6 protein-coding genes and 6 pseudogenes are annotated in these 14,492 nt (G+C 70.1%); 8 read left to right on the forward strand and 4 right to left on the reverse strand.

What is annotated here, in order from left to right:
* Window positions 1–46 precede the first annotated feature (46 nt).
* Window positions 47–1,135, reverse strand: a complete 1,089-nt coding sequence (locus BJF83_RS25160) for an ABC transporter ATP-binding protein (protein ID WP_075928277.1) — start codon at window positions 1,133–1,135, stop codon at window positions 47–49.
* Between the two features lie 189 nt (window positions 1,136–1,324).
* Complete coding sequence (locus BJF83_RS25165; protein ID WP_075928278.1) at window positions 1,325–2,773, reverse strand: gamma-aminobutyraldehyde dehydrogenase; 1,449 nt, start codon at window positions 2,771–2,773, stop codon at window positions 1,325–1,327.
* A gap of 294 nt (window positions 2,774–3,067) precedes the next feature.
* Here BJF83_RS25165 and BJF83_RS25170 point away from each other — a divergent pair.
* The 3 genes and pseudogenes from BJF83_RS25170 to BJF83_RS30145 all read left to right on the forward strand — a co-directional run.
* A pseudogene (locus BJF83_RS25170) lies at window positions 3,068–4,385 on the forward strand (aspartate aminotransferase family protein).
* Between the two features lie 134 nt (window positions 4,386–4,519).
* Window positions 4,520–4,990, forward strand: a complete 471-nt coding sequence (locus BJF83_RS25175; RefSeq protein WP_075928279.1) for a hypothetical protein — start codon at window positions 4,520–4,522, stop codon at window positions 4,988–4,990.
* 165 nt (window positions 4,991–5,155) lie between these two features.
* A pseudogene (locus BJF83_RS30145) lies at window positions 5,156–5,539 on the forward strand (N-acetylmuramoyl-L-alanine amidase); the annotation flags it as partial.
* A 426-nt stretch (window positions 5,540–5,965) separates the two neighbouring features.
* Here BJF83_RS30145 and BJF83_RS25185 read toward each other — a convergent pair.
* The gene (locus BJF83_RS25185; RefSeq protein ID WP_075928280.1) at window positions 5,966–6,424 is read right to left on the reverse strand and encodes a flavodoxin family protein; all 459 of its coding nucleotides are present in this window, start codon (window positions 6,422–6,424) and stop codon (window positions 5,966–5,968) included.
* A 389-nt stretch (window positions 6,425–6,813) separates the two neighbouring features.
* Between BJF83_RS25185 and BJF83_RS25190 the strand changes: the two genes are divergently transcribed.
* The 5 genes and pseudogenes from BJF83_RS25190 (at window position 6,814) to BJF83_RS25210 (ending at window position 13,120) form a co-directional block, all read left to right on the forward strand.
* Window positions 6,814–7,638, forward strand: a complete 825-nt coding sequence (locus BJF83_RS25190; protein WP_075928281.1) for a hypothetical protein — start codon at window positions 6,814–6,816, stop codon at window positions 7,636–7,638.
* A gap of 439 nt (window positions 7,639–8,077) precedes the next feature.
* Window positions 8,078–8,739 (forward strand): annotated as a pseudogene (locus BJF83_RS25195) (nitrilase-related carbon-nitrogen hydrolase); the annotation flags it as partial.
* A gap of 132 nt (window positions 8,740–8,871) precedes the next feature.
* Window positions 8,872–10,275: pseudogene (gene hydA / locus BJF83_RS25200) on the forward strand (dihydropyrimidinase).
* A gap of 14 nt (window positions 10,276–10,289) precedes the next feature.
* A pseudogene (locus tag BJF83_RS25205) lies at window positions 10,290–11,299 on the forward strand (TIGR03842 family LLM class F420-dependent oxidoreductase).
* A gap of 272 nt (window positions 11,300–11,571) precedes the next feature.
* Window positions 11,572–13,120: pseudogene (locus BJF83_RS25210) on the forward strand (NCS1 family nucleobase:cation symporter-1).
* Window positions 13,121–13,153: 33 nt separating this feature from the next.
* On the opposite strand, the gene BJF83_RS25215 reads toward BJF83_RS25210, so the two are convergent.
* Window positions 13,154–14,212, reverse strand: a complete 1,059-nt coding sequence (locus tag BJF83_RS25215; RefSeq protein WP_075928282.1) for a CDP-alcohol phosphatidyltransferase family protein — start codon at window positions 14,210–14,212, stop codon at window positions 13,154–13,156.
* Window positions 14,213–14,492: the final 280 nt, after the last annotated feature.

Below are 14,492 nucleotides of genomic sequence, written 5' to 3' on the forward strand. Positions count from 1 at the left end.
CGGGTCGGGACCGGGTCGGGACCGGGTCGGCCCGGTCGGGGTCGCGTCAGTCGGTCAGCGCGTAGGAGTGATCGGGCGTCCAGGACAGCCACACCCGTTCGCCGCGTTCGGCGACGAGGCCGGAGCCCGAGGTGTTCTGCTGGTAGACGGTGATCCTCTGGTCGGAGCCGATGTCGACCTGGTAGTGCGTGGCCGAGCCGAGGTAGACGGTCTCGGTGACCGTGCCGGGCAACCGGCTGACGGCGCCCTCGGGCTCGTCCACCGAGATGCGGACCTTCTCCGGTCGCACGGTCAGGTGAACCTCGGCGCCCGCCTCGGCGCCGTCGGGCAGCTCGGCGGCCAGGGCGGTCGCGCCGTCCCCGACCTCGACCCGCCACGTCCCCGCGTCCGTGCGGCCCCCGACCGTCCCGGTGAGCAGGTTGCTGGTGCCGATGAAGTCGGCGACGAACCGTGTGGCGGGGTGCTCGTAGATCTCGGCGGGTGTGCCGAGCTGCTCGACGCCGCCGCGGTTCATCACCGCGATGCGGTCCGACATCGTCAGTGCCTCGCCCTGGTCGTGCGTGACGTAGACGAAGGTGATGCCGACCTCGCGCTGGATGCGCTTGAGCTCGACCTGCATGGACTGGCGGAGCTTGAGGTCCAGCGCGCCCAGGGGCTCGTCGAGCAGGAGCGCGCCGGGCTGGTTGACCAGCGCGCGGGCCAGCGCGACCCGCTGCTGCTGGCCGCCGGACAGCTGGGAGGGCCGGTGCTTGCCGCGGTGGCCCAGCTCCACGAGGTCGAGCATCTCCGCCACCCGCGACCGGATCTGCGCCTTATCGACGCCGCGCCGCCGGAGTCCGAACGCCACGTTGTCGGCGACGCTCATGTGCGGGAAGAGCGCGTAGCTCTGGAAGACCATGTTGACGTCGCGGTGGTGGGCCGGGACACCGGTGACGTCGCGGCCGTCGAGCCGGACGACTCCCCCGGTCGGCTCCTCGAACCCGGCGATCATCCGCATGGTGGTCGTCTTGCCGCAGCCCGACGGTCCGAGCAGCGAGAAGAACTCCCCCTCGGCGATGGCCAGGTCGACCCCGGTCACGGCCGTGACCGTCTCCGAACCCGAGCGGAAGGACTTGGTCACGCCCTCCAGACTGATGGCCGGGGCCTGAGCCGGGGCCGAGGTCCCGGCGGGCGCTCGGGCGGAGGTGTCGTGGTGCTTGTGGCCATCACGGGGAGGCTCCTGTCAGCTCTCGTTCCTGGTCTTGGGGAATGCCGCTCGGGCGGCTCGCCCGGCCGGGCGGAGGCCCGGCCGGGGTCCCGGGCGTCCGCCGGGCCGGACTCCGGGTCAGTCACCGATGTAGCTCATGACGTGCTTGATCCGCGTGTACTCGTCGAAGGAGTACATCGACAGGTCCTTGCCGTAGCCGGAGTGCTTGAAGCCGCCGTGCGGCATCTCCGCGGTGATCGGGATGTGGGTGTTGATCCACACGCAGCCGAAGTCGAGGCGGCGCGAGACCCGCAGCGCCCGGGCGTGGTCCCTGGTCCAGACGCTGGACGCCAGGCCGTACTCGACCGAGTTGGCCCAGCGGACGGCGGTGTCCTCGTCGGTGAACCGCTGGACGGTGATGACCGGGCCGAAGATCTCGTCGGTCACCAGTTCGTCGCCCTGTCGCAGGCCGGACACGACCGTGGGCGCGTAGAAGTAGCCCTCGTCGCCGACCCGCTGACCGCCGGCGAGGATCTCGGCGTGATCCGGGGCGCGCTCGACGAACCCGCTGACCCGGGCGAGCTGGCCCGCGTTGTTGACCGGGCCGAACAGCGCGTCGGGGTTGCTCGGCGGAGCGGTCACGGTGCCGCGCGCCTGCTCGGCGAGGGCGGCGGCGAAGTCGTCGTGGATGCCCGGCGCGGCGAGGACGCGGGTGGCGGCCGTGCAGTCCTGGCCCGCGTTGAAGAAACCCGCCTCGGCGATCCCGGCGGCGGCGCGCTCGACGTCGGCGTCGTCGAAGACGATGACCGGCGCCTTTCCGCCCAGCTCCAGGTGGAGGCGCTTGAGGTCGCGGGATCCGGCCTGCGCGACCTCGAACCCGGCACGGGTGGAGCCGGTCAGCGAGATGAGCTGGGGGATCTTGTGGTCGACCAGTGCGCGTCCGGTGTCGCGGTCGCCGCAGACCACGTTGAACACGCCCGCGGGGAGGAACTCGGACGCGATCTCGGCGAGCAGCAGGGTGGAGACCGGTGTGGTGTCCGAGGGCTTGAGGACGACGGTGTTGCCCGCCGCCAGCGCGGGGCCGATCTTCCACGCCGCCATCGCCATCGGATAGTTCCACGGCGAGATCTGCCCGACGACGCCGATCGGCTCCCGGCGGATCCACGAGGTGTGGTCGGCCATGTACTCGCCCGCGGCGCGGCCCTCCAGGTTGCGCGCCGCACCGGCGAAGAACCGGAGCGCGTCCAGGACCTGGGCGATCTCCTCGCTCTTGGTCAGCGCCACGGGTTTGCCGCAGTTGCGCACCTCGGCCGCGACCAGCTCGTCGGCGCGCGCCTCGACGGCGTCGGCGAACCGGTTGAGGGCGATCTGGCGCTGGGCCGGGGTGGTGTCGCGCCAGCCGTCGTCGAACGCGCGCTGGGCGACCTTGAAGGCGTGGTCGACGTCGGCGGCGGACGAGACGGGAGCCGTGGCGAAGACCTCGCCGGTCGACGGGTCGACGATGTCGGCGCGGATCCCGTCGATCGTGTCGACGTACTCCCCGTTGACGAAGTTCCTGAGATGGTCGAGGTCGTGCCTCTCGGTCACTTCTGCTCCCTTGGCTGGTCAAGCACATTCGCGCGCGATGTTGGTGTCTCAGGTCACGTTGCCACTCAACGAGCGCAAGATCAAGGGATTCCGTCGTAAAGGTTGTGTTTCGCGACGGATACTTGACAAAATCGTCCCGCATGCGACTATTTCTGTAGCGGGTCCTTGCAGGGGCCCACGGGTCGACCGACCTTCCACACGGTCCCCGCACCCACCCAGCGATCATGGGAGCACCAAGTGGCAGCGAGCCTGAGCCCGCAGGAAGTCCAGCGGGCCGCCAAGGACCACCTGTGGATGCACTTCACGGAGATGGCCGCCTACGACGATGCCGACGTCCCCGTCATCACCCGCGGCGAGGGCGTCCACGTCTACGACTCGAACGGCAAGAAGTACCTGGACGGCCTCGCCGGGCTGTTCGTCTCCCAGGCCGGACACGGCCGCACGGAGATCGCGGACGCCATCGCTGAGCAGGCCAGGGAACTCGCCTACTTCCCGATCTGGACCTACGCCCACCCGAGGCCGTCGAGTTGGCCGACCGGCTCGCCGGCCTCGCCCCCGGCGACCTGAACCGCGTCTTCTTCACCACCAGCGGTTCGGAGGCCGTCGAGTCCGCCTGGAAACTCGCCCGCCAGTACTTCAAAGCCGTCGGTGAGCCGCTCCGGCACAAGGTGATCAGCCGCAAGATCGCTTACCACGGCAGCAGCCTCGGCGCGCTGTCCATCACCGGGCTCCAGGGCATCAAGACCCCGTTCGAGCCGCTGGTGCCGAGCACGATCCAGGTGCCGAACACCGACTTCTACCGCGCGCCCGTGCACGGCGACGACCCCGAGCCTTCGGCCGCTGGGCCGCCGACCAGATCGAGGACGCGATCCTGCAGAACGACCCGGACACCGTCGCCGCGGTCTTCGTCGAGCCGGTGCAGAACTCCGGCGGCTGCTTCCCCCCGCCGCCCGGCTACCTTCAGCGCGTGCGCGAGATCTGCGACCGCTACGGCGTGCTCATGGTCTCCGACGAGGTCATCTGCGCGTTCGGCCGCCTCGGTGAGTACTTCGGCGCGACCAAGTACGGCTACCTGCCGGACATGATCACCTTCGCCAAGGGCGCCACCAGCGGTTACGTGCCACTGGGCGGTGTGATCGCCCGCGAACGGCTGATGGAGCCGTTCAAGGAACGGGGCAACGTCTTCCTGCACGGCGTCACCTTCGCCGGCCACCCGGTCGCCGCCGCCGCCGCGCTCGCCAACATCGACCTGTTCGAGAAGGAGGGCATCCTCGACAACGTGCGTGAGAACGCCCCGGTGTTCCGCGCGACGCTGGAGAAGCTGCTCGACCTGCCGATCGTCGGCGACGTGCGCGGCGACGGGTTCTTCTACGGCATCGAGCTGGTGAAGGACAAGGAGACCAAGGAGGTCTTCACCGCCGAGGAGTCGACCCGCCTGCTCAAGGGCTTCCTGTCCCAGGCGCTGTTCGACGCCGGTCTGGTCTGCCGCGCCGACGACCGCGGCGAGCCCGTCGTGCAGCTCTCACCGCCGCTGACCTGCGGTCCGGAGCACTTCGACGAGATGGAGCGCATCCTGCGCAAGGTGCTCACCGAAGCGTGGGAGCGGCTCTGATCCCGCCGCTCTCCCGATCCGCGTGCCCCCGCCCCCGACTTCCGGGCGGGGGCACGCCCCTTGCTCCGGCCTGAACCGGGGATGGCGCTATCCTCTCGGAGACCGTCCACTGCTGGTAGGGGAACGGGGGCGTCATGGCGGAACGGGACTCGCGGTCGCCGGCTGCGCCCGAGGGGCCGTCACACGCGTACGTCCGGCTTCGGGAGGCGCTGCTCCGAGCGCTCCAAACCAGGCTGGAGACGCGTGCGCAGCACGCGGCGAACCTGTACCGACTGGGCATGGACGCCGCGGAGGCGGGTCGGGACGTCGACGCCCAGGGACTGTTCACACGGGCCAAGCGGTCGGCCGACGAACTTCTCCGCGCCGCCCGGGTCCACGGCCGGGACCGGTTCCCCCTCCTCGGTGTGGAGGCCGCTCTCATCGCGGGCCGCAGCGCTCTTCAGGGGGTCACCTCCGACGCGCTGCGCGCCAAGCTGAAGGCGGCCGGGAGCACGTCGGGCGGCGACATCGCCACCGCCGTCGCCGCGGGACGCGGGCCCTCACCCCGGATCAGTCCGGCCACGCGCCGCGCCCAGGACACCATCCGCCGCGCCCTGGGCAGGTAGTGGGGCGCGCCACACCGGAACGGCACGTCATGTCGTCCGGTATCTCCTGTTCTGGGGGCTGGAAATCGTCACCGATTGGGCGGACAATCAGTGAACACCTCGTGATCCAGCGTAGGGGCCCTGTCTCAGCGAGTCCTCTCCCCCCGCCACCCGCAGGAGGTACCCGTGATCGACTACCCGCGGTCCTACTTCGGTTGGTCAGCGACCTCCCCCGCCGACTACGCCGACCCCGAGTCCGGGCTCGTCGTCCACTACAACGGACCCGCGACCAACCTCGGCGGCCACTCCGCGTGCGTCTCCTACTGGAAGAGCACCCGCGACCACCACGTCTACGGACGCGGCTGGGCCGACATCGGGTACAGCTTCGGTGTCTCGGTGGAGGGTCACGTCTTCGAGGGCCGGGGGCTGTTCCGCTACCAGGCCGCCCAGGGCACCAGATCGGGCAATTCCGGCTACTACAGCGTCACCCTGATGATCGGCGAGGGCGAGTGGCCCACCGACGCACAGATCGACGGCGTCCGCCGTCTGCGCGGGTGGTTGACGTCCGGGCACGGAGTGTCCGGCAGGGTGCTCGGCCACCGCGACTTCGTGTCCACCTCGTGTCCGGGGAGCGTGCTCTACGCCCTGGTCGAGAACGGCACGTTCACCCAACCCCCGGGAACAGCCCCAGGATCAGGAGACGAGATGCTCGGACTCAAGGTCGGCGACTCTGGCAGCCGCGTCACGCTGCTCCAGCAGATGCTCAAGTACGCGGGCGCCAGCCTGCCCAGGTACGGGGTCGACGGCGACTACGGCCAGGAGACCTCCGACGCCTGCTGTGGGTGCGCAAACAGATGGGTTCGTCCGCCACCACCGGCGACAGTGTCACCTCCTACGCGCTCGCCCAGCTGCACGCCCAGCTCGCCCGCTACCAGTCCTCCGCCGCGGGTTGACGGGCGGGGTCACGGACGCGCGCGGTGGCCGGACCAGGCCGTCTCAGGCCTCCCCGAGCGCCGCGAGCGCCATCACCGCGCCCAGTTCCCAGCACGCCTGACGGGCGCCGGCGTCCGGCTGACCGGTCACGCGGACCGGCGGGCGCTGGCGTCGCCACCCCATACCCTGGGCGATCGACTCCACCGCGCGCACCGCCCCCGACGTGTCGTTGTCCCCGTGCACGAAGAGCGCGTACGGGAGCCCCTCGGTGTCGGGCTGGGCGGGGTAGTACACCGTGTCGAACCAGTGTTTGAGGGCGCCGCTCATGTAGCCGATGTTGGCGGGGGTCCCGAGCAGCACCGCGTCAACTTCCAACAGGTCACGGACGGTCGCGCCCAGGGCTGGCTTGGTCCGCACCTCCACGCCTTCGATATCGTCGGTACGGGCGCCGTCGAGCACCGCCGCCAGCATCTCCTGGGTGGCGGGCGAGACGGTGTGGTGAACGATGAGCAGTCGTGCCATGACCCCACACTAGGCACGTCGCGCGGGAGAACCGATCCGCTCCCGCGGGCGTCTGACCCGACACAGAACGAGCAGCCGCTGATCGCGGGCGCCCCCGGCCGACGCCTCGACTCGAACCACGGGTAGGGACCCTCTCCCCCCGGGCTCGGGTTCGCCCCGCACCACGGCAGAAAGCCAAGGACCGCCATGAGCCAGCCTCCACCGAACGGCCCCCACCAAGGGCCTCCGCCCGGCATGCCCCCGCAGGGCCCCACACCGGCGGACAGCCGCCGATGGGACCGCCCGCCGGCGGACAGCCGCCCATGGGACCCCCCGTCGGCGGACAGCCGCCCATGGGACCGCCCACCGGCGGACAGCCGCCGATGGGCCCTCCTCCGGGCGGCCCGGGGATGCCCGGTGCCCCCGGCGACCCGTACAACCAGGGTGATCCGTACGGTCACGGCGGCGACCCGTACAACCAGGGCGGCGCCCCCTACGGCCAGCCCGGCGACCCGTACGCGCAGCAGCACGCGGACCCCTACGGCCAGCACCACGGAGACCTCTACGCCGCCCCGCCGGTCGACCCCTACGGAAACCCGTACGGCCAGCAGCACCCTCAGCAGAAGAAGAAGTCGCCGTGGCTCTTCCTCGGGCTGGGCTGCGCCGCGCTGTTCGTCATCGGCGTGGTGCTCGTGGTCCTCCTCGTGGTCGTCTTCAACGGGAACGACTCGCGCGTCGAGCCCCGGGATCCGGGCGCGAACGCCCAGAACGACGAGCCCGGTGGCGAGGATCCGGAGGACCCCGCGAATCCGGAGGAGCCCGCGGACTCCGAGATCGACACCTCCGACATGTGGACGATCGGCAGCGAGTTCGAGCACGCGGGCCTGACCTACGTCATCACCGGCACCGACGTCGTCCACGAGTTGCAGGGCCACACACCGACCGGCGAGTACCTCGTGGTGGAGATCGACGTCGCCGACGCGGAAGGCGCCGCCAGCTGGTTCTGGATGGACGAGCAGCACGTCTACGAGGCCGACGGGACCCAGTACGAGGAGGACTACGATCTCACCCGCCAGCTCAACGCGAACAGCGCCTATGTCGTGCTGGGCGACGAGGGTGAGTTCTCCAGCGTGACGATCGCCTTCGACGTCCCGGACGCGGGCGCGATCACCCACATGGGCGTCAGCTCGGAGACCTACGGCGGCGACGAGACCCACGTGTCCCTCCTCGACTGACCCGTCGGGGCGCTCGACGCGACCCCCGGGGCGACCGCCGCGAGGGCCGCCGGACCACCACCGGCGGCCCTCGTTCGCGTGCTGTGCTGACCTCTGAAATTCAGCGGAGAATCCGCGTCAAACCTGGCGTTTCCTCTGAACAATCACGCCCGTTAAACGGACATTACTTACTAAACTTCACATTAGCGAATATGCGCGACGCGGCCGAATCGCGAACACGGGAATGTCGGACGTTGACCCGCCATTCCCCTCTTCCTTAGGGTGCGACGGCACGCGCACCACCTGCTCCCACCACCCGTGCGAACAGGCCATACGCGGACACTTCAGGCGTTCTTGGCCGCCCGAGACCGGGCGGCGCTCAGTGAGGAGCGAGGGAACCATGCCGCACACCGTCCGTGCCGCACTCGTCCAGACCGAGTGGACCGGCGACACCGAATCCATGCTGTCCGCCCACGAGAAGTACGCGCGCGACGCCGCCGCGCAGGGGGCGCGGGTCATCGGCTTCCAGGAGGTCTTCAACGCCCCCTACTTCTGCCAGGTCCAGGAGGCGGAGCACCACCGCTGGGCCGAGCCCGTCCCCGACGGCCCCACGATCACCCGCTTCCAGGCCCTGGCCAAGGAACTCGGCATGGTGATGGTCCTGCCGGTCTTCGAGGTCGAGGCGCCGGGCTTCTACTACAACACCGCCGCCGTCATCGACGCGGACGGCAGCTACCTCGGCAAGTACCGCAAGCACCACATCCCCCAGGTCAAGGGCTTCTGGGAGAAGTACTACTTCCGCCCCGGCAACCTCGGCTGGCCGGTCTTCGACACCGCCGTCGGCAGGATCGGCGTCTACATCTGCTACGACCGCCACTTCCCCGAGGGCTGGCGCGCGCTGGGCCTCGGCGCGCCCAGATCGTGTACAACCCGTCCGCGACCAGCCGCGGACTGTCCGCCTACCTGTGGAAGCTGGAGCAGCCCGCGTCGGCGGTGGCCAACGCCTACTTCGTCGCCGCGATCAACCGCGTGGGCGTCGAGGAGTACGGCGACAACGACTTCTACGGCACGAGCTACTTCGTCGACCCGCGCGGCCAGTTCGTCGGCGACGTCGCCTCCGACACCGCCGCGGAGCTGGTCGTGCGGGACCTCGACCTGGACATGATCGACGAGGTCCGCCAGCAGTGGGCGTTTTTTCCGGGACCGGCGCCCGGACGCCTACGGCCCCCTGGCCGAGGGTTAGGGGCGGCGAGCATGGGACGCACCGTGATCCGAGGCGGCCTGGTCGTCACCGCGGCGGAGGAGGTCGAGGCCGACGTCCTGGTCGAGGGCGAAAAGGTCGCCGCCCTGGCCCTGCGCGGAACCGAGACCGCCGAGAGCTGGACGCGCGGCGACGCCGCCGTCATCGACGCGACCGACCACTACGTCATCCCGGGCGGCGTGGACGCGCACACCCACATGGAGATGCCGTTCGGCGGCACCCAGTCGGCCGACACCTTCGAGACCGGCACCCGGGCCGCGGCCTGGGGCGGCACCACCACCATCGTCGACTTCGCGATCCAAAGCCCCGGACAGTCCGTCCGCGCCGGAGTGGACGCGTGGATGGCCAAGGCCGAAGGGACGTGCGCGATCGACTACGCCTTCCACGCCATCCTGTCCGACGTCAACGAGTCCTCGCTCAAGGAGATGGACGCCTCGTCGACGAGGGCGTCACGTCGTTCAAGCTGTTCATGGCCTACCCGGGTGTCTTCTACAGCGACGACGCCAGATCCTGCGCGCGATGCAGCGCGGCGCGGCCAACGGCGCGCTGACGATGATGCACGCGGAGAACGGCATCGCCATCGACGTGCTGGTCGAGCAGGCCCTGGCCGAGGGCAGGACCGACCCGCGTTACCACGGAGAGGTCCGCAAGGCTCTGCTGGAGTCGGAGGCCACCCACCGCGCGATCCAGCTCGCCCGAGTGGCGGGAGCGCCGTTGTACGTGGTGCACGTGTCGGCGGGCGAGGCGGTCGAGGAGCTGGCACGCGCCCGGGACAAGGGGCTCAACGTGTTCGGCGAGACCTGTCCGCAGTACCTGTTCCTGTCCACCGACAACCTGGCCGAGCCGGGGTTCGAGGGCGCCAAGTACGTGTGCTCGACGCCGCTGCGACCCAGGGAGCACCAGGAGCTCCTGTGGCGGGCGCTGCGCACGAACGACCTGTCCGTGGTCTCCACCGACCACTGCCCGTTCTGCTTCACCGGGCAGAAGGATCTCGGCGTGGGCGACTTCTCCAAGATCCCCAACGGCATGCCGGGCGTGGAGAACCGGATGGACCTGCTGCACCAGGCGGTGGTGGACGGGCACATCAGCAGGCGGCGGTGGATCGAGATCGCCTGTGCCACGCCCGCCCGCATGTTCGGCCTGCACCCGCGGAAGGGGACGGTCGCGCCGGGGGCGGACGCGGACGTCGTGGTCTACGATCCCCGCGCCGAACAGGTCATCTCCGCCAAGACCCACCACATGAACGTCGACTACTCGGCCTACGAGGGCCGACGCGTCACCGGCCGGGCCAGGACGGTGCTCTCGCGCGGACGCGTCGTGGTCGAGACGGAAGCTACCTGGGCGAGGCCGGGCACGGCCGGTACGTGCCCCGGTCCACCTGCCAGTACCTGGTCTGAGGAGAGAAGACAGCATGGACATCGGACTCGTCCTCCAGACCGACCCGCCCGCCAACCTGCTGGTGGAGCGGATGGTACGCGCCGACGGGCTCGGGTTCACCCACGGGTGGACCTTCGACTCCGTGGTGCTGTGGCAGGAACCGTTCGTCATCTACGGCCAGATCCTGGAACACACCGAGAACCTCGTCGTCGGACCGATGGTGACCAACCCGAGCACGCGGACGTGGGAGGTGACCGCCTCGCTCTTCGCCACGCTCAACGACACGTTCGGGAACCGGACGGTGTGCGGCATCGGTCGCGGCGACTCGGCGATGCGGGTGGCCGGGCGCAAGCCAGCGACACTGGCTCGGCTGGAGAAGGCGATGACAGCGATCAAGGACCTCGCCGAGGGACGGGAGACGGAGGTCGACGGGACGTCGATGCGCATCCCGTGGGTCAGCGACGGATCGCTGCCGGTGTGGATGGGCGCCTACGGGCCCAGGGCACTGGACCTGGTCGGCCGCCGCGCCGACGGCTTCATCCTGCAACTGGCCGACCCGTACCTCACCGAGTGGATGGTCAAGGCGGTGCGGTCGGCGGCGTCGGACGCCGGCCGGGATCCGAGCGACGTGACCGTGTGCGTGGCGGCCCCCGCCTACGTCACGGACGGCTCGGCCGAGGGCCTGGCGCACGCGCGCGAGCAGTGCCGGTGGTTCGGCGGCATGGTGGGCAACCACGTCGCCGATCTGGTGACCCGGTACGGAGAGCGGTCGGCGCCGTTCCGGAGGAGCTGACCGACTACATCCGCTCCCGGAAGGGCTACGACTACAGCCACCACGGCCGGTCCGGCAACCCGGACACCGAGTTCGTGCCCGACGCCATCGTCGACCGGTTCTGCGTGGTCGGCCCGGTGGAGGAGCACGTCGCGAAGCTGGAGCGGCTGCGTGAGGCCGGCGTCGACCAATTCGCGGTGTACGCGATGCACGACGACGTGGACGGGGTCATCGACGTGTACGGCCGCAGGGTGATCCCCGCGGTGTCCTGAGACACCGGCTCGACGCGCGTCTCGCGGACCGTCCGGCGCGCGGGACCAACGCCCCGGGGCCGGACGCGCCCGGTGCTCCGGGGCGTTGCGCTCGCGGTCGTACGCGCCCTCCGAGGGGGCACGGCGGTCAGAGGGACGCGAGGCCAGTCGTCCTCCCATGTGAGAATGATCGGCGGCCGGGGACGCCCCGGCCCCTCCTCCAACGGCGCGGGCCCGCCCGTGTCCCCCGTCCGCCTCGATCCCCCCTCAGCACGGCTGAAACCAGGTGAACCGTGACCCACGCTCCCCCATCACCCGAACCCGCCACCTCACCCTTCGTCACCCATCCCGACGGCCGCGTCTCCATGCCCGAGGGCCAGGACCTGCCCGAGCGCGTTCGTCAACGACGACCTGCAACCCGTGCCCATGTCCCGGCGCACCTGGGGCACCGGCAGCTTCACCGCCCTGTGGATCAGCATGTCGGTCAACCTGCCGGCCTGGACCCTCGCCAGCGGCCTGATCGCCGTGGGGATGGACTGGCGGCAGGCGGTCCTGACGATCGCCCTGGGCAACCTGATCGTCTTGGTTCCCATGGTTCTCACCGGACACGCGGGCGCGAAGTACGGCGTCCCGTTCCCCGTGTTCGCGCGCGCCTCCTTCGGTCTGCGCGGGGCCAACCTGCCCGCGCTGATCCGCGGCGCCGTCGCGTGCGGCTGGTACGGCATCCAGACGTGGATCGGCGGCCAGGGCGTCCACATCCTCGCCGGCCGCGTGTTCGGCGACGGTTGGAGCGGCGCGGCCGAGGTCGGCGGACAGCCGTGGACCATGTGGCTGTCCTTCGGCCTGTTCTGGGTGGCCCAACTCGGGATCATCCTGTGGGGCATGGAGGGCGTGCGGAAGGTGCAGGTGTGGGCGGCCCCGCTCATGCTGGTCGGCGGCGTCACGCTCCTGGGATGGATGGTCGTGCAGGCGGGCGGCTTCGGCCCGCTGCTGGCGGTCAACTCCGAACTCGGCTGGGGGCCGCGGTTCTGGGCGCTGTTCTTCCCCTCCCTCATGGCCATGATCGGCTTCTGGGCGACGCTGAGCCTCAACATCAGCGACTTCACGCGGTTCGCGTCCTCCCAGCGCTCACAGGTTCTGGGGCAGGCGTTCGGCCTGCCCACCACGATGGCGGCGTTCGCCCTGCTGGCCGTCATGGTCACCGCGGGCACTCAGGCCGTGTACGGCGCCCCGCTGTGGGACCCGGTGGACATCGTGGCGGAGATGTCGAACGGTCTGGCGCTGTTGTTCGCGATCTTCGTGGTGCTGCTGGCGACCGTCTCGACCAACATCGCCGCGAACCTCGTCGGCCCGGCCTACGACCTGTCCAACCTGAAGCCGAGGCTGATCAGCTTCCGAACCGGCGCCGTCATCACCTGCGTGGTCAGCGTCCTGATCTTCCCCTGGCGGCTGATCTCCGACCCGAACGTGTACATCTTCACCTGGCTCGGCACGGTCGGCGGGGTCCTGGGCACCGTCGGCGGCATCCTCGTCGCCGACTACTGGCTGCTGCGCCGGTCCCGCATGGACCTCACCGCCCTCTACACCCGTGGCTCGGCGTACTGGTACACGGGCGGCTGGAACTGGCGGGCCCTGGTCGCCTTCGTCGTCGGCGCGGTGCTCGCGGTCGGCGGATCGCACTCGGCGCCGGGCGAGGGCCCCTTCCCCGAGAACGGCCTGATCCCGGTCCTGGCGCCGCTGGCCGACTACGGCTGGGTTGTCGGCTTCGCGTCGGCGCTGGTCATCCACTGGGGCCTGGGGGTGGTGGCGCCCGACCGGCGCTCCCGCGCGCAAGCCTCCTGAGACGAGCCGGGCGCACCGGCCGGCTGGCCGAGGTCAGGCGGCCGGGCGCGGCTCCTGCGCCTCCAGCCGGGCCAGCACCGTGTCGATGTCGCGGGTGACCCGCGCGAACTCGCGGGTGGACAGCCACAGCTTGTAGATGATCACCAGCTCGAAGGCCAGCATCAAGCAGCCGGACGCGGTGATGGTCACGAGCATGCCGGTCGTGGAGAACAGGCCGACCAGCGGGGCGACGATGAACACGCCCATCTGGAACTCGATCCCGCTGAACAGGTGCGGGCGGATCCGGTTCTCCCGCAGGACGTCGCGCACGCGGCGGTACCACGGGAAGCGCTTGTGGAAGCCCGCCTGGAGCGCGGTGCCCTGGATCTGCCGGGCCTTGCGTCCCGGGGTGAGCACGGTCGGCTCCGCCGACTCCTCCTCGGAGCCGGTCCGCGCGGCGGGAGCGGGAGCGGGGACGCGCTCCTCGTCACCCGGGGTGAGGCCGCCCTCGTCGTCGTCGGCGGGGGCGGCCGAGCCGAACCGGGCCGCCAGCTCACGGACCTCCTGGCCGCCCTCGTCGTCGCCGCCGTCCTCGACCTCCCTGATCGCCTGGACCATGTGGCGGCGCATGGTGGAGCGCACCTTGGCCATCTGCGGGGAGTTCAGGTAACGGAACATGTCGGTGAAGACGATCCCCAGGAGGAACCAGAGGAAGATCGGTTCCCCGGTCACGGCGAACTGACCGCCCATGAGCGCGATGGCGCAGATCAGGACGCGGACGCGGTCGAAGACGTAGTCGAGCCAGCTGCCGAAGACCGAGCCGTTGCCCTTGAGCCGGGCGATCTTGCCGTCCATGCAGTCCAGGACGAAGCTGAGGTGGAACAGCAGCGCGCCGGCCAGCAGCCAGTACCAGTCAGCGAGGTAGAAGCACACCGCCGCCGCCAGGCCCAGGACCAGCGCCGCCAGGGTCAGCTGGTTGGGGGTGATCTCGGTCCGGTTCGCGGTCACTTTGACCAGCCGCGAGGCGAGGGGATCGACCAGCCACACCGTCCACCACGAGTCACGTGACTTGTAGGTCTGTTCTTGTACGTCGCGAAGGGTGAACGATGGCATGGGAGATGCTCCTGAAGCGGTGTGATGATCGATCGGGCCGTCGTGCTCCAACGGGGACGACGAACACCGTGCGCGCCGGGTCACGACGCCACAATCCGGAGGTCGCCCGGGAGGGCCGGGACCACACATTACTCCGGTCGCTCAGAGTTGATGCCCTCTCGAACCCCTGGGTTCGCGAACGCACACGATTCATGACCCGAATCGATACCTACGACGAGTCCCAGGCCTACCCGAGATGACATAAAGGGAACGTGAACATGACCCGTCGGCCACGGCGCTG

The organism is Nocardiopsis sp. CNR-923 (genome assembly GCF_001942255.1).
Lineage (GTDB): Bacteria > Actinomycetota > Actinomycetes > Streptosporangiales > Streptosporangiaceae > Nocardiopsis.

Bases quoted from the DNA above. Each gene is read 5' to 3' on its own strand.
- BJF83_RS25175 (WP_075928279.1), top strand. From the start codon at position 4,520: ATGGCGGAACGGGACTCGCGGTCGCCGGCTGCGCCCGAGGGGCCGTCA.
- BJF83_RS25185 (WP_075928280.1), bottom strand. From the start codon at position 6,424: ATGGCACGACTGCTCATCGTTCACCACACCGTCTCGCCCGCCACCCAG.
- BJF83_RS25190 (WP_075928281.1), top strand. From the start codon at position 6,814: ATGCCCGGTGCCCCCGGCGACCCGTACAACCAGGGTGATCCGTACGGT.
- BJF83_RS25215 (WP_075928282.1), bottom strand. From the start codon at position 14,212: ATGCCATCGTTCACCCTTCGCGACGTACAAGAACAGACCTACAAGTCA.